Source organism: Streptomyces fulvoviolaceus, assembly GCF_000718165.1.
Classification (GTDB): Bacteria; Actinomycetota; Actinomycetes; order Streptomycetales; family Streptomycetaceae; genus Streptomyces; species Streptomyces fulvoviolaceus.
The window spans coordinates 1-21,918 of record NZ_JOEY01000033.1 but is presented as its reverse complement, the minus strand read 5'-3'; the positions used below and the strand labels follow the sequence as shown (position 1 = coordinate 21,918).

Below are 21,918 nucleotides of genomic sequence, written 5' to 3'. Positions count from 1 at the left end.
TGAGCGTACTTGTGCGACGAATCGAGGGAGCCGATGGACCAAGCGCCCGCCACGGAGCCGGATCCACATCCGGAGGGCGAGGGTGACAACGCCACCGAGGGTGACAACGCCACCGAGGGTGACAACGCCACCGAGGGTGACGGCGTCATCCACACCCGCGCCCTCACCAAGCGCTTCCGCGGCGGGCAGCTCGCCGTCGACGGTCTCGACCTGACCGTCCCGGCGGGCAGCGTCTTCGGCTTCCTCGGTCCGAACGGCTCCGGCAAGACCACCACCATCCGCATGCTGATGGGGTTGATCGAGCCCACGTCCGGCTCGGCGCGCGTGCTGGGCCACCCCATGCCGCGCGCCGCACGGACCGTACTCCCACAGGTCGGCGCGCTGATCGAGGGCCCGGCCCTCTACGGCTTCCTCTCCGGCCGCGACAACCTCCTGCGCTACGACGCCGCCGACCCGACCGCTGACCCGCGCACCCGGCGCACCCGCGTCGCGGCGGCGCTGGACCGGGTGGGCCTGGCGGCCGCAGCGGGCAAGAAGGCGAAGGCGTACTCGCTGGGCATGAAGCAGCGCCTGGGCCTCGCGGCCGCGCTGCTCCAGCCCCGCAGGCTCCTCGTCCTCGACGAACCGACCAACGGACTCGACCCGCAGGGCATGCGCGAAATCCGTTCCCTGGTCAGGGAGTTGGCCTCCGACGGCACGACCGTCTTCCTCTCCTCCCATCTCCTCGACGAGATCGAGCAGGTGTGCACGCACGCGGCCGTGATGGCCCAGGGCCGCCTGCTCACCCAGGGCCCGGTGGCCGACCTGGCGGCGGGCGCGAGGGGCCGACTGGTCGTGACGACCCCGGACACGGGGGATGCGGCGCGGGTGCTGAAGGAGCAGGGGGCGTCGGACGTGGTCATCACCGAGGACCGGGTGACCGCGGAGCCTCCGGACCGTGAACTGGCCGATGTGAACGCCACGTTGGTGGCAGCGGGCGTCCGCGTCCGAGGCTTCGGCATCGAACGAGCCTCGCTGGAGGACGCCTTCGTGGCACTGACAGGGGAGGGCTTCGATGTCGCAGGTTGAGGCCAACGCCGCCCAGGGGCGCGGGGCTGTGTCGATCAGCGGCTCCGCCGCGGGGCGCGACCAGCCACAAACAACCCGCACCCGCCGAACAACCTTCTACGGCACCCTCTTCCGCAACGAACTACTCACCACCTTCCGCCGCTGGCGCACGATCGCCCTGCTGGCCGTACTGGCAGCCGTACCGATCCTCATCGGCATCGCGATCAAGATCGAGACGAGCGACGGCGGCGGCGTAGGCCCGGGCGGCGGAGGAGGTGGCGGCCCCGCATTCATCTCGCAGATCACCAACAACGGCCTCTTCCTCGTCTTCACCGCGCTGGCCGCGACACTCCCGTTCTTCCTCCCGATGGCGATCGGCGTGGTCGCAGGCGACGCGATCGCCGGCGAGGCCAACGCGGGCACCCTCCGCTACCTCCTGGTCGCCCCGGCGGGCCGCACCCGCCTGCTCCTCACCAAGTACGCGACCACGATGACGTTCTGCCTGGTGGCGACCCTCGTAGTAGCGGTCTCGGCGTTGACGGTCGGAGCCGTCCTCTTCCCACTCGGCGACCTGACGACGATCTCCGGCACCCAGATCAGCTTCGCCGACGGCCTCGGCCGGGCCCTGCTGATCGCCCTGGTCGTGGCCGCGTCACTGACGGGCGTCGCGGCCCTGGGCCTGTTCGTGTCGACGCTGACCACCAGCGGCATCGCGGCGATGGCCACGACCGTCGGCCTGCTCATCACGATCCAGATCCTCGACCAGATCCCCCAACTCCACGCGCTCCAGCCGTACTTCTTCTCCCACTACTGGCTGTCCTTCGCCGACCTCATGCGCGACCCGGTGTACTGGGACGAGCTGGTGAAGAACCTCGGCCTCCAGGCCCTGTACGCCGCGGTGTTCGGCTCGGCGGCGTGGGCACGGTTCACGACGAAGGACATCTCTTCCTGAGCGGGACCCTGAACCGGACCGCGAGCCGCACCCTGAACGGGACCCCGAGCCGGGCTCAGTCGCTCTCGTACGGGAACCGCGCGAGCGGCGCCTCCCCCGCGAAGAACGTCTTCGCGCCGGCCAGTGCCTCGGCGTCGTTCAGCACGTCCCCCCGCCTGCTGCCGTTGCCGAGCAGGACTCCGCCGAAGTGCATCCCCATGTAGGCGGCCGAGTTGTTGAGCGTGCCGACCAGCGGGTCGGCGACCTCGAACTCCTCGTGCGCGAGCGCGGTGACACCCCAGAGGGTGCGCCCGGCCATCGTCGCCTTGAAGTCGATGCCGGGCGTGCGCAGCCAGCCCGACCAGTAGTCGAGGTAGCGCTTGACGTGGGAGGACACCGAGTACCAGTACAGCGGCGAGACGATCACGATGTCCGTGGCCGCGAGCGTGGCGTCGAGCAGCAGGCCCGGGACGGTCCCCGCGGGCGCCCGCACATGGTCGCTGTCGCGGCGCAGGTCCACGAAGTCGGGCAGCGGCTGCTCGGCGAGGTTGAACCACTGCTGCTCGATGTCGTCCGGCAACTGCTCGGCGGCCCGGCGTGCCAGCAGCTCGGAATTGCCGTCACTGCGGCTGCTGCCCAGGACGAACAGGAAACGACGGGTCATGGAATCCCCCAGGTGATCGGCCAAGTGACCGGCCAGGCAATCGGCCAGTTAATAGGCGTGCGGCAACTTCGTGCGTATGCATTATATGCGTGCGCAATCATCTGTCCAGGGGTGCGATGACCGCCCGCAGCCCGGCCTCCGACTCCGCCGCCCGCGCCACGGCGAGCAACAGCCCCTCCCACCCGTGCGACGCCACGATCTGGAGCCCGACCGGACACCCGTCGGGACCGAACCCCGCAGGAATGCTGACGGCTGGGTGCCCGCTCAGATTGAACGCCCAGGTGAGCGCGGTGGAGTAGCGCTCCCCGGGGCCTTCGTGGCCGTGCGGCGGGCTGGGCGTCGTCGGGGTCAGCAGCAGGTCCGCGTGGGCGAGGAGGGCGTCCAGGCGGCGGTCGTTCTCGGCGCGGGTGCGGTGGGCGGCCGTGAGATCGGCGCCGGGGGAGCGGCGGGCGAGCCAGGCGGGCGCCGGGTCCTCGATGCGGAGGGCGGGGGACGGCCGTATCAGCCGTACGACGCCTGCCTCCGCGAGCCGGTCGACCGCCGTGCGCGCGATCGCGACGACCGCCGGGTCGGGGTCGGCGAAGCCGAGGTCGGGGGACCAGACGGCGGTCACGGTGACCCCGCCTTGGGTCCGAGGCGCATCCCCCGACAGCACCCGCCAGTACGTCTCCGCATCCGCCGCGTGCCGCACGAGCACGCCTGGCGCCGTGAGCCTCGTACGGTCGGAGTTGGTCGTCTTCAGCCCGACCACCCCGCACCAGGCCGCCGGAATCCGCACCGACCCCGCCCCGTCGCTCCCGGTCGCGAGCGGCACCAGGCCCGCCGCCACCGCGGCCGCCGACCCGGCCGAGGAGCCGCCCGGCGTGCGGTCGGCCCGCCACGGGTTGACCGTACGGCCGCCCGCGCCAAGTCCCCACGTCTGCCAGGGAGTTCCGGGACCGGGCACGGCCGTCGCCCCCACCGGCACACACCCGGCCGCGAGGAGCGGCCCCGCCGTACGCGGACCGCGCCGCCCCTTCACCCCGATCGGCACCCCGGCCAGCGGCAGCCGCTCACCCGCCGCGACCCGCGCGTCCACCTCACCGGCCCGCCGCAGCGCCTCCTCGCCCCACACCTCGGCGAACGCGCACAGCGCCGGGTCCACCCGCTCGATCCGCTCCAGCGCGGAGGCGATCACGTCGACGGCGCGCAGCGAGCGCGACCGTACGGCGGAGGCGATCTGCCCGGCGGAGAGGGAGGCGTAGGCGGCCGCGGTGATTGCTGTCACGGGGTCATTCTCGGCCGCGCCGCTAGGCCGTTCCCGGGAGCCGGGGTGGGCGTCCGCCCAGGTCGCCCAGCCGCCATGCCGGCACCCACGGCACGCGGTACACCGCGACGGACGCCTCGATCTCCCTGATGCTCCGGTCCAGCGGCCGCGGCAGCCGTCCGGGCGCGTCCGCGACCAGCACGACCGCGTCGAGATCGAGTCCCGGCGGGGCCTCGCCCTCCTGGAAGGACCCCAGAGTGCGCTGGACGGCCCGCAGTCCGGCCGCGTGCGTACGGGCGACGAGCAGCACCGACCGCGGATCACCGGGGCCGGGCCAGTCGCGCCCGCAGTCGTGACCGCCGTAGACGGCGGCGAGCGTGGACGTGCCCGCCCCGCCGTGCGTGCCGACGAAGGAGTAGCGTCGGCCGAGGGGTTCCGGCGGCGGTCCCGGTTCGGGTACGGCCACCGGCCCGCGGATCCAGATCTCCGGCCCCTGCCGCACGCTCTCCGCTTCTCGCTGCACGTCACTCCGCATGCCCGCTGCACGTCTTGTCATCCCCCTCCCCGTCGCCGATGCTGCACGGCATCCGGGGTGTGGCCCGTGACGAAGCGTGAGGTGCTGGAACGACCCTGTGACAGCACGGTGACGTGAGAACCGTGGGCCTGCGGAGAGACTTGACAGTACGTGCACGACCGTAGGGGAAAATGATGTCTCGACTCAGCCGCGACAAGAAGCGGGACCAGAAGAACGGCGGCCCGGCCGCCCCCGCAGCGCCGATCGACGTCCGTGTCCCCGCGACAGGCCCCGGTGCTTCGGTCGGCGGCGTACCGGTAGCCGCGGCCCCCGGCGAGGAGCTCCAGCAGGCCGTCCTGCGTCATCTCCACGACATCGCCCGCGCCGGCGGCCACCCCGTCCACGCCACCATCCACGACGAGCGCATCGGCTACGTGGTCCCCCTGGAGGTGTCCCCGGACGGCTCCAGCCGCTTCACCGCGGAGCCGGTCGGGATCGCTCCCCCGGAGGTACCGAGGCAGGCGGAGTGGCCGGTCGCCGCGGCTGAGGAGCCCGTCCGGCATGATCCGCCCCCGCATCTTCTGCGGCAGACTCCGGAGCCCGTGCAGGACGCGGCCCCGACCTATGCGCTACGGCCCCTGCCGGACGCCCCGCCCCCCGGGACGGTCCTCCCCCCGACGGGGGAGTTCGGCCCGCCGCCGGTGATGGACGCGAGGCCCCTTCCGGTGCCCGAGCCGTTGCCGCTGCCCGTCGCTCCGCCCACACCCCCGCCCGCCCCCGTCCCGTTCGCCGAGCCCGTCCTTCTCATGGACGACCCCGATCCCAAACCGACCCCGGTGCGCGGCTTCGACGCCGTGGCCGAAGCCGTGCTCGGGGACGGGCCGCCGGCTGTCCCGGGAGGTGCTGCCGCGTTCCTCGCCGAGCCGGTCGCGCGGATCAACGAGGCCGTCAGGGAAGGGCGGATCGACGTGGCGGCGGAACTCGCGGAGCGGACCGCGGCGCAGGCGGCCCAGGCGCTCGGGCCGGAGCATCCCGAGGTGCTCCGGCTGTACGAACTCACCGCCTACGTCGCCTACTTGGGCGGCGAACCGGTCCGCGCCCTGCGCCTCTCCCTCGACCTGGCCCGCGTTCAGCACCGGGCGAGGGACGCCGAGGCGGCCTACGGCAACGTCCAGAGCGCGGCCACCGCCTGGCGGGCCGTGCGCGACCCGCTGCAGGGCCTGGACCTGGGGCGCGAACTGCTCACCTTGTGGACGGAGTTGGCCGCCGGGGAAGGGCCGGCGGCCGAGGACCCGGACAAGCTGGAGAAGGCCCGAGCCCGCATGCTCCGTCTGGCGGAACGGGCGAGGGCGGCGGAGTAGAGGGACCGGTCTACTCCGACAGCTCCCACACCGCGTACGCGACCGCGTCGCTGTTGCGGTCCAGCGCCGTGTCGTCGATGTTGGCGGTGGTGTCGCAGGAGGAGTGGTAGCAGGCGTCGAAGGCCTTGCCCGCCGTACCGCCCCACTCGGCCGCCTGTGCCGCCGTCTTGATGTAGTCGGCACCGCTGAACAGCCCGCCGACCGGCACGCCCGCGCTCTTGAACGGCGCGTGGTCGGAGCGGCCGTCGCCCTCGGTCTCGATCTCCGTCGCGATGCCGAGGCCGGTGTAGTACTCCTGGAAGGTCTTCTCGATGGCCGGGTCGTCGTCGTAGACGAAGTAGCCGGGGTTCGGCGAGCCGATCATGTCGAAGTTCAGATAGCCGCTGATCCGTGAACGGTCCGAGGTGGCCAGGCTGTTGACGTAGTACTTCGACCCGACCAGGCCCAGCTCCTCCGCGCCCCACCAGGCGAACCTGAGGTGCTTGGTGGGCTGGTAGTCCGCCCGGGCCACGGCGAGCGCGGTCTCCAGTACGGCGGCCGAGCCGGAGCCGTTGTCGTTGATGCCCGCGCCGGAGGTGACGCTGTCGAGGTGCGAGCCGGCCATGATGACCTGGCCGGTGTCGCCGCCCGGCCAGTCGGCGATGAGGTTGTAGCCGGTGCGGCCGGAGGACGTGAACTGCTGGAGCGTGGTGGTGAATCCGGCGGCGTCCAGCTTGGCCTTCACGTAGTCGATCGAGGCCTTGTAGCCGGCCCGGCCGTGCGCGCGGTTGCCGCCGTTGGCGGTGGCGATGGACTGCAGCTGGGTCAGATGCGCCTTGACGTTGGCCACCGGGATGTCGGGCGCCACGGGCTCGGGTGCGGGGGCCGCGCCGGCTATGGATCCACCGGCCAGGAGTGTCACGGCCGCGACGACGGCGGTGGCCGTGGCGCGTCCGGGAACCGAGAGCTTCATGTGGGGGGCTCCGAATTCCGGGGGAATCCCTGAGTCCACAGGGATTCCACAGTGAATGGGGTGCCTGGATCGTTGAGCAGGGGTTGACGTTCCGTCAAGGGCGGAATCCGGTCAGGGGTGTTCGCGTAGCGGACGCGCGTGAGGATCAAGGGGGTTGCTTCGGACGGCGCGTCCACCTGACAGTGAGGGACGGTGAGGGCATGACGTCAGCGTCGAGAGGAATCGGTCCCGTGGGTGAAGTCGAGGCTGTCGAGAGGTTTCGGCGACGGATCGGGGTGCCCGGACTGGTCGACGTCCACACGCACTTCATGCCGGAGCGGGTTCTGCGCAAGGTGTGGGACTACTTCGACGCGGTCGGCCCGATGACCGGCATCGAGTGGGGCATCACCTATCGCCAGGAGGAGGACGAACGGCTCGCGATTCTCCGGCAGTTCGGGGTACGCGCCTTCACCGCGATGCTCTATCCGCACAAGGCCGGTATGGCACCCTGGCTGAACGAATGGGCCGCCGACTTCGCGCGACGCACACCCGACTGTCTGCACACGGCCACCCTCTATCCCGAGGAGGGCGTGGAGGACTACGTCCGCACGGCGGTCGAGGCGGGGGCCCGGGTCTTCAAGTCCCATGTGCAGGTGGGGGCGTACGACCCGACGCACGAGCTGCTCGATCCCGTGTGGGGACTGCTCGCCGAGGCGGGAATCCCCGTGGTCATGCACTGCGGCTCGGGCCCCGCACCCGGCAAACACACCGGCCCGGAGCCGGTGGGGCGACTCCTCGCCAGGCATCCGCGCCTGCCCCTGATCGTGGCGCACATGGGAATGCCGGAATACACCGACTTCCTGGACCTGGCCGAGCGATACGACGAGGTCCGCCTGGACACGACCATGGCGTTCACGGATTTCAGCGAGCGTTTCAGCCCCTTCCCGGCAACCGAACTCGGCCGGCTCGCGGACCTAGGCGATCGGATTCTGCTGGGGTCGGACTTCCCCAACATCCCCTACGAGTACGTCCACCAGCTCGAGGTCCTCGAACGGCTCGGACTGGGTGACGACTGGTTGCGCGCGGTGTGTTACGAGAACGGGGCGCGGCTCTTCGGGCTGGGGGCACCGCCGCGACGCTCCTGAACTCAGTGCACGCAGAACTCGTTCCCCTCCGGATCCGTCATCACCACCCACGCGCCCGACGGCTCCTTCACCTCCCGCAGCACACTCGCCCCGAGCCCCTTCAGCCGCTCGACCTCCGACTCCCGCCTGCCCTCGCCCGGGTGCAGGTCCAGGTGGAGCCGGTTCTTGACCGTCTTCGCCTCCGGCACGCGCTGGAAGAGCAGTCGGCGTCCCAGCCCGGTTCCGGTCGACTCGTCGTACGGGTCGTCCGGATGCCGTACGGCGATCAGGTCCCGGAAGGCGAGACGGGCGTGGTACTCGACGGTGGCCTCGCGCGGCAGGGCGCCGAGCTCCAGCAGGCGGTCGATGAGGGCGTTGTTGTCCTCGACCTCGTAGTGCAGCGCTGCGGCCCAGAAGCCGGCCTGCGCGTGCGGGTGCGTGGCGTCGATGACGAGCTTCCAGTGCACGGGTGCGGGTGCTGTCCCAGTCATGGGACCACTTATAGCGGCCCGCACCGACACCTGGACGCCTACAGCGGCGCGGCCTCCCGCGCGTCGTACGCCTCCCGCGCCGTCGCGATCTCCTCCTGGTGCGTCTCGGTCCAGGTCACCAGGGACCGGATCGTCGCGTGCAGGGTCCCGCCCAGCGGGGTGAGTTCGTACTCCACCCGGGGCGGTACCACCGGATACACCGTCCGCTTCACCAACCCGTCCCGCTCCAGCGAGCGCAGCGTCACCGTCAGCATCCGCTGGCTGATGCCGTCGATCTCCCGGCGCAGTTCGGTGAAGCGGAGCCGCCGGTTCTCCAGCAGGGCGATGACAAGAAGCGACCATTTGTCGGCGATCCGGTCGAGGATCTGCCTTACCTGGCAGTCCTCGCGGGTGTCCCATTGGAAGGGGTCGGCATCGCCGTAGTCCACGGTGCCCGTGCAGTTACTCGGTGACTTCGAAGTGCCTTCTTCCATGTCTGTCGATGCTGCCGGAGGGTGGGGGTGGTTACAAGAGGGAACTGACCCTCATTCGCGTAACTCCCCTCAACGTATGGAGTGTTGCCATGGGCACGCGCGCGTGGGCGCTGTTACTCGTCCTCTGTGGAACGATCTTCCTGGAGGGCGCCGACATCGCGATGATGGCGGTCGCGATCCCCTCGATCAGATCCGATCTGGGGCTGGCGACGGACACCGCGGCCTGGGTGATGAGCGCCTACGTGCTCGGCTACGCCGGCTTCACCCTCCTCGGCGGCCGCGCCGCCGACCTGCTCGGCCGCCGCCGGATGTTCCTGCTCTGGCTGACGGTCTTCCTCACCTTCTCGGGCCTGGGCGGCTTCGCGACCGAGGGCTGGATGCTGATCGTCGCCCGTTTCGTCACCGGGGTGTCCGCCGCGTTCATGACGCCGGCCGCGCTGTCCCTGATCACGACCTCGTACGAGGAGGGCCCGCAGCGCGAGAAGGCCCTGCTGGTCTTCGCCGGTACGGGGGCCGGCGGCTTCTCGCTCGGCCTGGTGATCGGCGGCCTGCTCACCTCGCTCGGCTGGCGCTGGGTGTTCTTCGCCCCGGTGCTGCTGGCGGGCGCGCTGCTCGTGGCGGCCGTACGGCTGATCCCACGGCAGAGCGTCTCCCGCTCCGGCCTCCGCGGCTTCGACCTCCCGGGCACGATCACCATCGCCGGCGCCATGCTGCTGGCCGCCTACACCGTCGTACGCCTGGAACACGGCCTGGACGGCTGGCCGTTGACGACGGCGTCGGCCCTCACGGCGCTGCTGTTCGCCGTCGTCTTCGTCGCCGTCGAGCGCCGCTGTGCGAGTCCCCTCGTGCGGCTCGGGATCCTGCGCACGGGTTCGGTGGTCCGGGCCGATCTCGGTGCGCTGCTCTTCGTCGGCGCCTTCTTCGGCTTCCAGTTCGTCGTGACGCTCTACCTGCAGGAGCTGCGCGGCTGGTCCTCACTGCAGACCGCGATCGCCCTGGTGATCATGGGCTGCGACGCCGTGCTGGCCCCCACCCTCACCCCGAGGCTGGTCGCCCGCTTCGGCAACGCGCGCGTGATCGTCGGCGGCTTCGTGCTGGCCGTGGCCGCGTACGGGCTGTTCCTGCCGGTCGGCATGGACTGGCCGTACCTGGCGATGCTGCCGACGCTGTTCGTCGCGGGCACGGCCTTCGCGCTGGCGTACGGCCCGCTGACGATCGCGGCGACCGACGGGGTCGCCGATGCCGAGCAGGGGCTGGCGGGCGGACTGCTGCACACCGCCTCGCAGTTCGGCTCGGCGATCGGCATCTCGGCGGTGACGGCCGTCTACGGCTTGGCGGCCGGGGAGTCGAGCGGCTCGGGGCCGGAGGAGAGGCTCTCCGCCTTCCGTACAGCGCTGACCGTGCCCGTCGTCATGGTGGTGCTGGGCCTGCTGATCTCCCTCCTGAGCGTGCGCGCGGTGCGCAGGGCGTCCCAGGTGAGCAGCGCCAACGCCAGCCAGACCAGCGCGAATCCGGCCCAGCGCTCGGGTGGCATGGCCTCGTGGAAGTAGAGGATGCCGAGCAGGAACTGGAAGACCGGGGCCAGGTACTGCAGCAGGCCCAGGGTGGAGAGGGGCACGCGGATCGCGGCCGCGCCGAAGCAGACGAGGGGGAGTGCGGTGACGATGCCGGTCGCGGCGAGCAGGGCCGCGTGGCCCGGACCCTCGGTGGAGAAGGAGGAGTCGCCGTGCGCGGTCAGCCACAGCAGAAAGCCGAGCGCGGGCAGGAACTGGATCGCGGTCTCGGCGGCCAGCGACTCTATGCCGCCGAGGTTGACCTTCTTCTTCACCAGACCGTAGGTGGCGAACGAGAAGGCGAGGGTGAGGGAGATCCACGGCGGCTGTCCGTACCCGATGGCCAGCACGAGTACGGCGGCGAAGCCGACCCCGACCGCCGTCCACTGCACGGGCCGTAGCCGCTCCTTCAGGAGCAGCACGCCCATCGCTATGGTGACGAGGGGGTTGATGAAGTAGCCGAGCGAGGCCTCGACGACGTGGCCCGTGTTCACGGACCAGATGTAGAGACCCCAGTTCACGGTGATGAAGGCCGCGGCGACGGCGATCAGCCCGAGCTTGCGCGGCTGCCGCAGCAGCTCGCCGGCCCAGGCCCAGCGCCGCAACACCACGAGCGCGGCGCCGACGAAGACGAGGGACCAGACCATCCGGTGGGCGAGGATCTCGATCGCCCCGGCGGGCTTCAGCAGGGGCCAGAAGAGGGGGACGAGCCCCCACATGCCGTACGCCGCGATGCCGTTCAGCAGGCCTATCCGGCCCTCACCCTTCGACGTCCCGGCCACGGGCCCCTCCTTCTCACGTCAGGCATGCGTGGACGAAGGTAACGCCGAGCGGCCCCGCCTGTCATGTCCGTATCGCTATACGGTCATGACAGGCGGGGCTGTCCCTGCTGTCCCGGGTGTCAGCCCTTGAGCGCGGCCGTGATCGCCTCGGCGAGCGGGGTGGTCGGACGGCCGGCCAGGCGGGAGAGGTCGCCGCTGGAGACGACCAGTTCGCCCTTCTCTATGGACGCGTCGACGCCCGCGAGGATCGAGGCGAGCGGCGCGGGCAGGCCGGCGCCGGCCAGGATCCCGGTGAAGTCCTCGACGGAGACCGCGTTGTAGGCGATCTCCTTGCCGGTCTGCGCGCTCAGCTCGGCCGCGTACTCGGCGAAGCTCCAGGCGACGTCGCCGCCCAGCTCGTACGTCTTGCTCTCGTGGCCCTCGCCGGTCAGGACGGCGACGGCGGCGGCCGCGTAGTCGGCGCGGGAGGCGGAGGAGACCCGGCCCGCACCGGCGGCCTGGGTGACGGCGCTGTACTGCAGGACGGGGGCGAGGTTCTCGGTGTAGTTCTCGTGGTACCAGCCGTTGCGCAGCAGCGCGTAGGGCAGGCCGGAGGCGAGCAGCGCCTTCTCGGTGGCGCGGTGGTCGTCGGCCAGCGCGGCGCTCAGGGTGCCGGGGGCGCTGGTGTACGCCAGGAGTGCCACGCCGGCCGCCTTGGCGGCGTCGATGACGACCTGGTGCTGGCCGGGGCGGCCCTTGTCGAACTCGTTGCCGGAGACCAGCAGCACCTTGTCACCGGCCGCGAGGAGTCCGTCGAAGGTCTCCGGGGCGTTGTAGTCGGCGACCGCGATCTTGACGCCCTTGGCCGCGAAGTCGGCGGCCTTCTCCGGGGTGCGGACGACGGCGGTGATCTGGTCGGCCGGAACCTTCTCCAGCAGCTGCTCGACGACGTGGCGGCCGAGGTTTCCGGTGGCTCCGGTGACGACGATGCTCATGGTCAGAACTCCTCGTAGGGGGTGGTGCGGGTGTGCCACTAACCCTAGGGGGTGCGCTAACTCTGCGAAAGTACCCACTTTGAAGTAAGGTACTGACATGGCAGTAAGTACCCCGAGGGTCGACGAGGCGATGTGCCCCTACCGCCTCGTCCTGGAACACCTCACCAGCCGCTGGGGCGTCCTCGTGCTGATCCACCTCCTCGACCGCTCCTACCGCTTCAGCGAGCTGCGCCGGGCGATCGGACAGGTCAGCGAGAAGATGCTCACCCAGACCCTCCAGACCCTGGAACGCGACGGCCTGGTCCACCGCGACGCCAAGCCCGTGATCCCGCCCCGCGTCGACTACACCCTGACCGACCTGGGCCGCGAGGCCGCCGAACAGGTGCGGGGGCTGGCGACGTGGACCCATGAGCGGATGGGCGAGGTGGAGAAGGCGCGCCTGGCATACGACGAGGCCCGGGAACGCCAGTCCCGGGCCTCGTGAACCACTGTCGCCGTCAGCCGACGACCGTCCAGGTGTCCCCGCCCGCCAGCAGCGCGGCCAGATCCCCCTTGCCGTTCTGCTCGATCGCCGTGTCGAGCTGGTCGGACATCTGCGTGTCGTAGACCGGGCGGTCGACGGAGCGCAGGACGCCGATGGGGGTGTGGTGCAGGGTGTCCGGGTCGGCCAGGCGGGAGAGGGCGAAGGCCGTGGTCGGGGACGCGGAGTGGGCGTCGTGGACCAGGACGTCGGCCTCGTTCTCGGGCGTCACCGTGACCACCTTGAGGTCGCCGGTGGCGGCGTCCCGTACGACGCCCTTCGCCCGGTCGGCGCCGAAGCGGATCGGCTGCCCGTGCTCCAGGCGGATCACCGCCTCCTCGGCCTGCTGCCGGTCCTTCAACGCCTCGAAGGCGCCGTCGTTGAAGATGTTGCAGTTCTGGTAGATCTCGACCAGCGCGGTGCCCGGGTGGGCGGCCGCCTGCCGCAGCACCTCCGTCAGGTGCTTGCGGTCCGAGTCCACCGTCCGCGCCACGAAGGACGCCTCCGCGCCGATGGCCAGGGACACCGGGTTGAAGGGCGCGTCGAGGGAGCCCATCGGCGTCGACTTGGTGATCTTGCCGACCTCGGAGGTCGGGGAGTACTGGCCCTTGGTCAGGCCGTAGATCCGGTTGTTGAACAGCAGGATCTTGAGGTTGACGTTGCGGCGCAGGGCGTGGATGAGGTGGTTGCCGCCGATGGACAGCGCGTCACCGTCACCCGTGACCACCCACACGGACAGGTCGCGCCTGCTGGACGCGAGGCCCGTCGCGATGGCGGGGGCGCGGCCGTGGATGGAGTGCATGCCGTACGTGTTCATGTAGTACGGGAAGCGGGACGAGCAGCCGATGCCCGAGACGAAGACGATGTTCTCCTTGGCCAGGCCCAGCTCCGGCATGAAGCCCTGGACCGCCGCGAGGATCGCGTAGTCACCGCAGCCGGGGCACCACCGCACTTCCTGATCGGACTTGAAGTCCTTCATGGATTGGCGGGCCTCGGCCTTGGGGACGAGGGAAAGCGCCTCGATCGTGCCCGTGCCTTCCGTGGACGTCTCAGCCATCGATGGCCTCCTTGAGAGCCGTGGCGAGCTGTTCGGCCTTGAACGGCATGCCGTTGACCTGGTTGTAGGAGTGCGCGTCGACCAGGTACTTCGCCCGGACCAGGGTGGCGAGCTGCCCGAGGTTCATCTCGGGGATGACCACCTTGTCGTAGCGCTTCAGGACGGCGCCGAGGTTCTTCGGGAAGGGGTTGAGATGGCGCAGATGGGCCTGCGCGATGGACTCGCCGGCCGTGCGCAGCCGCCGTACCGCCGCCGTGATCGGTCCGTACGTCGAGCCCCAGCCCAGCACCAGCGTGCTCGCCTCGTGCGGGTCGTCGACCTCCAGGTCCGGTACGTCGATGCCGTCGATCTTGGCCTGGCGGGTGCGGACCATGAAGTCGTGGTTGGCCGGGGCGTAGGAGATGTTGCCCGTGCCGTCCTCCTTCTCGATCCCGCCGATGCGGTGCTCGAGACCGGGCGTGCCGGGGATCGCCCACGGGCGGGCGAGGGTGAGCGGGTCACGCTTGTACGGCCAGAAGACCTCGGTGCCGTCGTCCAGGGTGTGGTTCGGCCCCTGTGCGAACTGCACGGTCAGGTCCGGGAGTTCGTCGATCTCCGGGATGCGCCAGGGCTCCGAGCCGTTGGCCAGGTAGCCGTCGGACAGCAGCATCACCGGCGTGCGGTAGGTGAGGGCGATACGGGCCGCCTCGATCGCCGCGTCGAAGCAGTCGGCCGGGGTGCGCGGCGCGACGATCGGGACCGGCGCCTCGCCGTTGCGGCCGAACATCGCCTGCAGCAGGTCCGCCTGCTCGGTCTTGGTGGGCAGACCGGTGGACGGCCCGCCGCGCTGGATGTCGATGACGAGGAGCGGCAGCTCCAGGGACACGGCGAGCCCGATGGTCTCGGACTTCAGCGCCACACCCGGGCCGGACGTGGTGGTGACGGCCAGCGAGCCGCCGAAGGCCGCGCCCAGGGCCGCGCCGATGCCGGCGATCTCGTCCTCGGCCTGGAAGGTCCGTACGCCGAAGTTCTTGTGCTTGCTCAGCTCGTGCAGGATGTCCGAGGCCGGGGTGATCGGGTACGACCCGAGGAACAGCGGCAGGTCCGCCTGTCGAGACGCCGAGATCAGCCCGTAGGACAGGGCGAGGTTCCCGGAGATGTTGCGGTAGGTGCCGGTCGGGAAGGCCGTGGTCGCCGGGGCGATCTCGTACGAGACCGCGAAGTCCTCCGTCGTCTCGCCGAAGTTCCAGCCCGCGCGGAAGGCGGCGAGGTTCGCCTCGGCGATCTCCGGCTTCTTCGCGAACTTGGTCCGCAGGAACTTCTCGGTCCCCTCGGTGGGCCGGTGGTACATCCACGACAAGAGGCCGAGCGCGAACATGTTCTTGCTGCGCTCGGCCTCTTTACGGGTGAGGTCGAATTCCTTGAGGGCCTCGACGGTCAGTGTGGTCAAGGGGACCGGGTGGAGGCTGTAACCGTCGAGCGAGCCATCCTCCAGCGGCGAGGCCGCGTACCCCACTTTCTGCATCGCCCGTTTGGTGAACTCGTCCGTGTTGACGATGATCTCCGCGCCGCGTGGCAGATCGGCGATGTTCGCTTTCAGGGCCGCCGGGTTCATCGCGACCAGCACGTTCGGTGCGTCACCGGGGGTCAGGATGTCGTGGTCGGCGAAGTGCAGCTGGAAGGAGGAGACACCTGGCAGGGTGCCGGCAGGGGCCCGGATCTCGGCAGGGAAGTTGGGAAGGGTGGACAGGTCGTTCCCGAAGGACGCCGTCTCCGAGGTGAAACGGTCACCGGTGAGCTGCATCCCGTCACCGGAGTCGCCCGCGAAACGAATGATCACCCGGTCGAGGCGGCGGACGTCCTTCACGCCGGCCCCTTTGCGCTGCTCTCCCACGACGGTTCCGTCGGCCTGCTCCGCTGGGCTGCTGACCTGACTGGTCACTGAACTGGACCTCCCTCGAGGCGGCTGTTCGGGAGCGGCCTTCCCGCAGGCCTTCCCAGGATCAACCCTACGACCGCAGGGGTCGCCTTCCCTCGGCCATTCGCATGATGGACATGGTTTTGAGACGATTCGACGCCCTGACTTGTCACGATTTACTCGCCCCCCGGCGCTGTTCTTGAAGACGCACCCTTTCGTCCCGCGGTTCTTCGGTGCCGCCGTGTGCCTCTCTCACTGTCTGACACGGTGTCAGATGCTCACGAGTTCAGGTAGGTGAGGACCGCCAGCACGCGCCGGTGGTCCCCGTCGCTCTGCGACAGCCCGAGCTTCAGGAAGATGTTGCTGACGTGCTTCTCCACGGCTCCGTCGCTCACCACGAGCTGCCGCGCGATCGCCGAGTTCGTCCGCCCCTCGGCCATCAGCCCCAGGACCTCCCGCTCCCGCGGGGTGAGTCCCGCGAGCACGTCCTGCTTGCGGCTGCGGCCGAGCAACTGCGCGACGACCTCCGGGTCAAGGGCCGTACCCCCCTCGGCCACCCGCACCACCGCGTCCACGAACTCACGGACCTCGGCTACCCGGTCCTTGAGCAGATAGCCGACCCCGTGGCTGGAACCCGCCAGCAGCTCGGTGGCGTACCGCTCCTCCACGTACTGCGACAGCACGAGCACCCCGAGTCCGGGATGCGCCTTGCGCAGCTGTACGGCGGCCCGCACCCCCTCGTCGGTGTGGGTGGGCGGCATCCGCACATCCGCCACGACGACGTCGGGCAGCGCGCCCGCCGCGTCCAGCTCACCGATCGTCTTGATCAGCGCGTCCCCGTCCCCCACACCGGCCACGACCTCGTGCCCGCGGTCGGTCAGCAACCGGGTCAGGCCCTCCCTGAGCAGCACTGAATCCTCGGCGATGACCACCCGCACCCTGTCCTCCACGATTCTCGGCCCCCCACAGCCAGCCCAGCCCGGCTCACGCCCGTCCGACGCCCGCCCGCTGAACAGGTCCAGCATTCCAGCATTCGGATGCGGGCGGGCCCGGGCAACAGGAATAAGGGGTGGGAATGACGGGGTCGGACCTCAGGTTTCGGCCTCTTGCACGTCTTGTTGTCGATCACCTTGTTGTCGATGGTCAGGCGCCGGGCGCCTGACGGAGGGGGGCAGGCCCATACGGGCGATCGCGTTCAAGGAGACCGGCGGACCGGAGGTGCTGCGCCTGGTCGACCTCCCGGACCCCGACCTCCACCTCCCGGTCCTCCCGGTCTGGAAGAACAACCGCACCCTGACCGGCTACAACATCGGTGACCTGTCCCGCCGGGATCCGGATGCGCTGCGGCGCCGTGCGGTGAGCGCGTTGGTGCTGGCTGCGGCCGGGGACGTATGGATCGACGTGACGGAGGAGTACGCGCTGGAGGAGGCGGGGGAGGCCCATCGGGTGTTGGGGGAGGGGCGGAACAAGGGGAAGGTGGTTCTGAGGGTGGCAGGGGCTCAGCCAACCTGCCGGTCCGGCGTTCGAGGACGGATATTGCCGTCCCGATCCCCCACCCACCCGCTGGGGGCTTGGCTTACCGGCGCCGGGGTGCATTTCAGCCCGTCCGGCGTTTGCGGACGAGGCCCGTTCAGGGCCGACAGCGGGGGTCTGGGGGCGGCAGCCCCCAGAAGACGGGAAGGGTAGGGGCGGCGGCGGGGGCGAGACCGCATCCATCAGCGCCTCCGCCGCAGGCCACTCACCGCGCCCTCACCCCGCTCCGCCGCAGGCCACTCACCGCCCCCTCACACCCGCTCCCCCCGCCAGGGCAACTCCGCAGTCACCCGAGTAGGCCCCCCGACCGGCGAGTCCACCACCAGAATCCCGTCCACCGCGTCGAGCCGCTCGGCCAACCCCGCCAGCCCCGACCCGCCGGAGGCACTCGCCCCGCCCACCCCGTTGTCCACCACCTGCAACATCAGCCGGTTCTCCACCCGCCACACATCCACCCCGGCCCAGGTCGCCCGAGAGTGCTTGCTGATGTTCTGCAGCAGCTCGGAGACGGTGAAGTACGCGATCCCCTCGATCGCCGGCGCCGGCCGCGCAGGCAGATCCACCTCCACCTGCACCGGCACGGTGCACCGCGACGACACCGCGGACAACGCCGCATCCAGCCCCCGGTCCGTCAGCACCGCCGGATGGATCCCCCGCGCCAGATCCCGCAACTCCTGCAGCGCCGTCTTCACCTCGCCGTGCGCGTCGTCCACCATCCGCGCCGCCGCCTCCGGATCCTCCGTCAGCTTCTCCTTCGCCAACCCCAGGTCCATGGCCAACGCCACCAGCCGGGCCTGCGCCCCGTCATGCAGGTCCCGCTCGATACGCCGCAGATCCGCAGCCGCCGTATCGACGACGACCCCCCGGTCCGACTCCAGCTCCACCACGCGCGTGGCCAGCTGCGACGGCCCGAGCAGCCCGTGCACCAGCAGCCGGTCCACCATCGTCAGTGCCCGCACGATCCACGGCGTGGCCAGCGTGAACAGCAGCCCCACCAGCGCGGTCACGCCGATCTCGAAGGGGTTGTCCAGGTAGATGTGGTGGGTCTCGTCGCCGTACAGCTGAAGCCCGTCCTGCCCGCCGTACAACGGAAAGAGCCAGAACCACAGCGGATACGTCAGCGCCGCCCACCCGTACACCCAGAAGTTCACCGCGACGACGAACGAGAACACCGACCACGGCAGCTGCAACACCGAGTACAACAGCGTCCGCCACGACGTGCCGCTCTTGAGGACGGCCCCCATCCAGGCCATGAAGCCCTGCTTCTTCATCCGCAGCGGCTCCGGGTCGGCGACCTCGAGGCCGAGCATCGCCCGCGCCCGCGCCCGCTCCAGCGCCCCGAGTCCACGGCAGCCCGCGAGCCCGGCCGCCAGCACCGGAATCCCGAGGAAGGTCACGAGCAGTCCCGCGCCGATCGAGACCATCGTGACGGCGTACGTGAACAGCAGGATGCTGATCGGCAGGCTCAGCAGCACATAGCCGAACTCCCGCCAGGAGCGCCCCTCGAACGGCGCCCGAAGCGGGGCCGGCAACCGGTGCCGCCGCCCGCCCTCGGGGAACCCGAGCCCACTGTCGTACCCGTAGTCCTGCCCGTAGTCCGTGGCCATCGACGTCGTCCTTCTCTCGTCCCGTGCATGTGGTGCCGTATCTCCACCCTGCTCGGCCGCAGGTCACCGGACCATGGAGTCCGTCGGCGTCTTGGAAGGGGGGTTTTCCCCACCCCTCCCCGACTCCCCGGCAGGGGTCTACGTCCGGTCCCGCCACGGCAGCTCCGCCGTCACGACGGTCGGCCCGCCCGGCGGCGAGTCGATGACGAACAGCCCGTCCACGGCGTCCAGCCGGTCGGCGAGACCCCGCATACCCGTGCCGCCGTCGAGGCGCGCGCCGCCGCGGCCGTCGTCCCAGACCTGGATGAGCAGCCGGTCGTCCGACTGCCACACATCGACCGAGGCCGACCGCGCCCCGCTGTGCTTGCTGACGTTCTGCAGCAGCTCGGAGACGGTGAAGTAGGCGATGCCCTCGATGGCCGCGACCGGCCGCGCATCCAGATCGGCGGTCACCTTCACCGGCACCGTGCAGCGCGAGGCGACGCTCGACAGCGCCGCGTCCAGCCCGCGGTCCGTCAGTACGGCGGGATGGATGCCCCGCGCCAGATCCCGCAGCTCCTGCAGCGCGAGCTTCACCTCGCCGTGCGCCTCCGCGACCATCGCCTGCGCGTACTCGGGGTCTTCGAGGAGCTTCTCCTTGGCCAGACCGAGGCCCATGGCCAGATTGACCAGCCGGGCCTGTGCCCCGTCGTGCAGATCCCGCTCGATGCGCCGCAGGTCGGACGCCGCCGCGTCCACCACGACCCCCCGGTCCGACTCCAACTCGGCGATACGCCGCTCCAGTTCGTCGGAGGGCGACAGCAGACCTCGCACCATCACCCGGTCGACGTTGGCGAGACCCCGCGCGATGAACGGCAGCACCGGCCACAGCACGAACAACGAGGTCAGCGTGATGGTGAAGGTGAGGATGCCCCAGGGCAGCCGGATGAAGTCGTACAGCACCGTGCGCCAGCCGACCGGGTCCTTCAGCCCCATCCACAGCTGGGCGAAGAACCCGTCGCTGCTGCTGCCGCTGCGCCACGGCAGCGGACTTGGCTCGTCCACATGCACCCCGAGCAGTGCCCGGGCACGTGCGCGCTCCAGCTTGCCCAGTTGCCGGGCGCCCAGCAGTCCGGCCGCGAGCAGCGGGAACCCGATCACCGTCACGGTCAGCCAGAAGCCCGTGGCCAGCACCGTCACGACGTAGGTGAAGCCGATCAGAGCCACCGGAAGGTTCGCGAGGAGGTGCGCGATCTCCTTCCAGGTGTGCTTGTCGTAGGCGAAACGGGCCGGCGGCAGGCGGTCGCCGGCTTCGCGGGCGGCTGCGCCGGCTCTCGCGGTGCGATCCGGGGACGGGAGGCGTTCGGTCATATGGGCTAGCGTGCCGCGCGATCCGCCCCCACGCCATGAGGCGGACCGCCGCGATCCCCTGGGGAAAACCCCACCCCGGCCGTTCAGGAACCGTCGAAGACCGCTGAAGGACAGTTCAACGCGTGACGGGCTGCTTACCGTGCCTTTATCAGGGCCTAGACTCCCGTGCGTACAGATCGTCGAACAGCAGCGTTCACGAGGTTCACGAGGCCGAGGCGAGGCCAGGGAGCGAGGGACGGACGTGCCGGGACCGACAACTGTCGTTGCGGCGGACTACTTCCAGTCGTACTCGGTCGTCGGGCTGCTCGCCGTCGTCGGCGTGCTGTTCGTCGCGGTCGCCTTCGGGGCCGGCCGACTGCTGCGGCCCGTGGTCCCCACCCCCGAGAAGCTCATGACGTACGAGTGCGGAGTCGACCCCGTCGGCGAGGGCTGGGCCCACACCCAGGTCCGCTACTACGTCTACGCCTTCCTGTACGTCATCTTCGCCGTCGACTCGATCTTCCTGTTCCCCTGGGCGACGGTCTTCGCCGCCCCCGGCTACGGTGCGACGACCCTCGTGGAGATGTTCATCTTCCTCGGCTTCCTGGCCGTGGGCCTGCTGTACGCATACAAGAAGGGCGTCCTGGCATGGACGTGACCCCGACTCCCTCCGAGACCCCGGCCGAGCCCGTGTACCTGCCGGAGCCGAAGCGGCTGGGCGCCCTCGCGCGCCTCGCCCCCGAGCCGATGAAGGTGGTCCTGAACTGGGGCCGCCGCTACTCGCTCTGGGTCTTCAACTTCGGCCTCGCCTGCTGCGCGATCGAGTTCATCGCCGCGTCGATGGCCCGCCACGACTTCATCCGCCTCGGCGTGATCCCCTTCGCACCCGGCCCGCGCCAGGCCGACCTGATGGTGGTCTCCGGCACGGTCACGGACAAGATGGCCCCGGCCGTGAAGCGCCTGTACGAGCAGATGCCCGAGCCGAAGTACGTCATCTCCTTCGGCGCCTGCTCCAACTGCGGCGGCCCGTACTGGGACTCGTACTCCGTCACCAAGGGCGTCGACCAGATCATCCCCGTCGACGTCTACGTCCCCGGCTGCCCGCCCCGCCCGGAAGCCCTGCTCCAGGGAATCCTGAAGCTCCAGGAGAAGATCGCCCGGGAGTCGCTGGAGGAGCGGTACGGGACGACACGCCCATCGACCGCCGCGCTGCAGAGCGGGTTGGTGCAACCGCCGGTCAAGGCATCGGGGGAGGACCGATGACCGCCGTCGGCTGGCTGCCCGCTCCCGCCGAGGAACTGTTCGGCCCCGACGCCACGGCCGAGGAGTCCTACGAGGTCCTGACCGTCGACGTACCGCCGGCCTCCTGGATCGCCGCGCTGCAGACGGCCCGTGACGACCTGGGCTGCACCTACTTCGACTGGCTGAGCGCGGTCGACGAACCCGGCACGGGCTTCCGCGTGGCGGCCCACGTGGCGGCCCTGTCCCCGGTACGACGCCTGCTCCTGCGCACGACGGTCCCGCACGAGGCCCCCCTGCTGCCCACCGCGGTGGGCGTCTTCGCGGGCGCGGCCTGGCACGAACGCGAGACCCACGAAATGTTCGGCGTGACCTTCGAAGGCCACCCGTCCCTGAACCACCTCCTGTTGCCGGAAACCTTCGAGGGCCACCCCCTCCGCAAGGACTTCGTCCTGGCGGCACGCGTCGCCAAGGCCTGGCCGGGAGCGAAGGAGCCGGGCGAATCCGAACACGGCGGTCCCAAGCGCCGCCAGATGCTCCCCCCAGGCGTCCCCGACCCCAATGACTGGGGCCCCCAGAAGGGCCAACTCCCCCCAGCCCCGACCCGCCCGACCCGCACCCCCCGCGCAGCAGCCACCCCCGGCG

At 70.5% G+C, this 21,918-nt stretch carries 22 protein-coding genes and 1 pseudogene; 10 read left to right on the top strand and 13 right to left on the bottom strand.

Annotated elements, in window-relative coordinates; genetic code table 11:
- Nucleotides 1–33 precede the first annotated feature (33 nt).
- Both IG08_RS0132085 and IG08_RS0132080 read left to right on the top strand, forming a co-directional pair.
- Nucleotides 34–1,068 (top strand): ABC transporter ATP-binding protein, encoded by a 1,035-nt coding sequence (locus IG08_RS0132085; RefSeq protein ID WP_030610466.1) that lies wholly within the window; start codon nt 34–36, stop codon nt 1,066–1,068.
- Nucleotides 1,055–1,999 carry an ABC transporter permease gene (locus IG08_RS0132080; protein WP_030610463.1) on the top strand — a complete coding sequence of 315 codons (945 nt, stop codon included), beginning with the start codon at nt 1,055–1,057 and terminating at the stop codon, nt 1,997–1,999. Before IG08_RS0132085 ends, IG08_RS0132080 begins: the two co-directional genes overlap by 14 nt.
- 55 nt (nt 2,000–2,054) lie before the next feature.
- Here the strand turns inward: IG08_RS0132080 and IG08_RS0132075 are convergent, their stop codons facing one another.
- The 3 genes from IG08_RS0132075 to IG08_RS0132065 all read right to left on the bottom strand — a co-directional run bounded on the left by IG08_RS0132075 (nt 2,055) and on the right by IG08_RS0132065 (nt 4,423).
- Nucleotides 2,055–2,642, bottom strand: a complete 588-nt coding sequence (locus IG08_RS0132075) for a flavodoxin family protein (protein WP_030610460.1) — start codon at nt 2,640–2,642, stop codon at nt 2,055–2,057.
- Nucleotides 2,643–2,739: 97 nt separating this feature from the next.
- Complete coding sequence (locus tag IG08_RS0132070) at nt 2,740–3,909, bottom strand: amidase (protein ID WP_234343021.1); 1,170 nt, start codon at nt 3,907–3,909, stop codon at nt 2,740–2,742.
- 22 nt (nt 3,910–3,931) lie between these two features.
- Entirely contained in the window at nt 3,932–4,423 is a 492-nt protein-coding gene (locus IG08_RS0132065; protein ID WP_043455777.1) for a DUF6668 family protein, read from the bottom strand.
- Between the two features lie 173 nt (nt 4,424–4,596).
- Between IG08_RS0132065 and IG08_RS0132060 the strand changes: the two genes are divergently transcribed.
- Nucleotides 4,597–5,763 (top strand): tetratricopeptide repeat protein, encoded by a 1,167-nt coding sequence (locus IG08_RS0132060; protein ID WP_030610450.1) that lies wholly within the window; start codon nt 4,597–4,599, stop codon nt 5,761–5,763.
- A 10-nt stretch (nt 5,764–5,773) separates the two neighbouring features.
- On the opposite strand, the gene IG08_RS0132055 is transcribed toward IG08_RS0132060, so the two are convergent.
- Nucleotides 5,774–6,715: a M28 family metallopeptidase gene (locus tag IG08_RS0132055; protein WP_030610447.1), complete on the bottom strand. Its 942-nt coding sequence runs from the start codon at nt 6,713–6,715 to the stop codon at nt 5,774–5,776.
- Nucleotides 6,716–6,945: 230 nt separating this feature from the next.
- On the opposite strand from IG08_RS0132055, the gene IG08_RS0132050 reads away from it, so the two are divergent.
- Entirely contained in the window at nt 6,946–7,839 is an 894-nt protein-coding gene (locus tag IG08_RS0132050) for an amidohydrolase family protein (protein WP_030610444.1), read from the top strand.
- Between the two features lie 2 nt (nt 7,840–7,841).
- Here the strand turns inward: IG08_RS0132050 and IG08_RS0132045 are convergent, their stop codons facing one another.
- Entirely contained in the window at nt 7,842–8,309 is a 468-nt protein-coding gene (locus IG08_RS0132045) for a VOC family protein (protein ID WP_030610440.1), read from the bottom strand.
- A gap of 38 nt (nt 8,310–8,347) precedes the next feature.
- Complete coding sequence (locus IG08_RS0132040) at nt 8,348–8,782, bottom strand: winged helix-turn-helix transcriptional regulator (protein ID WP_030610437.1); 435 nt, start codon at nt 8,780–8,782, stop codon at nt 8,348–8,350.
- Between the two features lie 8 nt (nt 8,783–8,790).
- On the opposite strand from IG08_RS0132040, the pseudogene IG08_RS0132035 reads away from it, so the two are divergent.
- A pseudogene (locus IG08_RS0132035) lies at nt 8,791–10,074 on the top strand (MFS transporter); the annotation flags it as partial.
- A 32-nt stretch (nt 10,075–10,106) separates the two neighbouring features.
- Here IG08_RS0132035 and rarD read toward each other — a convergent pair.
- The gene (gene rarD / locus IG08_RS57585; protein WP_030610430.1) at nt 10,107–11,117 is read right to left on the bottom strand and encodes an EamA family transporter RarD; all 1,011 of its coding nucleotides are present in this window, start codon (nt 11,115–11,117) and stop codon (nt 10,107–10,109) included.
- A 119-nt stretch (nt 11,118–11,236) separates the two neighbouring features.
- On the bottom strand, nt 11,237–12,091 hold the full coding sequence (locus tag IG08_RS0132025) for an SDR family oxidoreductase (RefSeq protein ID WP_030610426.1): 855 nt from the start codon (nt 12,089–12,091) through the stop codon (nt 11,237–11,239).
- 97 nt (nt 12,092–12,188) lie between these two features.
- Here IG08_RS0132025 and IG08_RS0132020 point away from each other — a divergent pair, with 97 nt between their 5' ends.
- A complete protein-coding gene (locus tag IG08_RS0132020; RefSeq protein ID WP_030610423.1) occupies nt 12,189–12,575 on the top strand; it encodes a winged helix-turn-helix transcriptional regulator in 387 nt (128 codons plus the stop codon).
- Between the two features lie 13 nt (nt 12,576–12,588).
- Here IG08_RS0132020 and IG08_RS0132015 read toward each other — a convergent pair whose 3' ends face one another.
- The 3 genes from IG08_RS0132015 to IG08_RS0132005 form a co-directional block, all read right to left on the bottom strand.
- The gene (locus tag IG08_RS0132015; RefSeq protein ID WP_030610422.1) at nt 12,589–13,668 is read right to left on the bottom strand and encodes a 2-oxoacid:ferredoxin oxidoreductase subunit beta; all 1,080 of its coding nucleotides are present in this window, start codon (nt 13,666–13,668) and stop codon (nt 12,589–12,591) included.
- A complete protein-coding gene (locus IG08_RS0132010) occupies nt 13,661–15,589 on the bottom strand; it encodes a 2-oxoacid:acceptor oxidoreductase subunit alpha (RefSeq protein WP_030610419.1) in 1,929 nt (642 codons plus the stop codon). Before IG08_RS0132010 ends, IG08_RS0132015 begins: the two co-directional genes overlap by 8 nt.
- A gap of 254 nt (nt 15,590–15,843) precedes the next feature.
- Entirely contained in the window at nt 15,844–16,503 is a 660-nt protein-coding gene (locus IG08_RS0132005; protein WP_275937273.1) for a response regulator transcription factor, read from the bottom strand.
- Here IG08_RS0132005 and IG08_RS62565 point away from each other — a divergent pair.
- Nucleotides 16,490–17,251 (top strand): zinc-binding dehydrogenase, encoded by a 762-nt coding sequence (locus IG08_RS62565; protein ID WP_158812303.1) that lies wholly within the window; start codon nt 16,490–16,492, stop codon nt 17,249–17,251. The two genes, IG08_RS0132005 and IG08_RS62565, sit on opposite strands and share 14 nt — an antisense overlap.
- A gap of 98 nt (nt 17,252–17,349) precedes the next feature.
- Here IG08_RS62565 and IG08_RS0131995 read toward each other — a convergent pair whose 3' ends face one another.
- Nucleotides 17,350–18,705 carry a sensor histidine kinase gene (locus IG08_RS0131995; RefSeq protein ID WP_030610412.1) on the bottom strand — a complete coding sequence of 452 codons (1,356 nt, stop codon included), beginning with the start codon at nt 18,703–18,705 and terminating at the stop codon, nt 17,350–17,352.
- A 138-nt stretch (nt 18,706–18,843) separates the two neighbouring features.
- Nucleotides 18,844–20,055, bottom strand: a complete 1,212-nt coding sequence (locus IG08_RS0131990; protein WP_030610407.1) for a sensor histidine kinase — start codon at nt 20,053–20,055, stop codon at nt 18,844–18,846.
- Between the two features lie 241 nt (nt 20,056–20,296).
- Between IG08_RS0131990 and IG08_RS0131985 the strand changes: the two genes are divergently transcribed.
- From IG08_RS0131985 to IG08_RS0131975, 3 genes are all read left to right on the top strand, one after another.
- Nucleotides 20,297–20,692: an NADH-quinone oxidoreductase subunit A gene (locus IG08_RS0131985; RefSeq protein WP_030610404.1), complete on the top strand. Its 396-nt coding sequence runs from the start codon at nt 20,297–20,299 to the stop codon at nt 20,690–20,692.
- Entirely contained in the window at nt 20,683–21,297 is a 615-nt protein-coding gene (locus tag IG08_RS0131980) for an NADH-quinone oxidoreductase subunit B (protein ID WP_030610402.1), read from the top strand. Before IG08_RS0131985 ends, IG08_RS0131980 begins: the two co-directional genes overlap by 10 nt.
- On the top strand, nt 21,294–21,918 hold a 625-nt coding region (locus tag IG08_RS0131975; protein ID WP_030610400.1), incomplete at its 3' end, for an NADH-quinone oxidoreductase subunit C. The genes IG08_RS0131980 and IG08_RS0131975, both read left to right, overlap by 4 nt.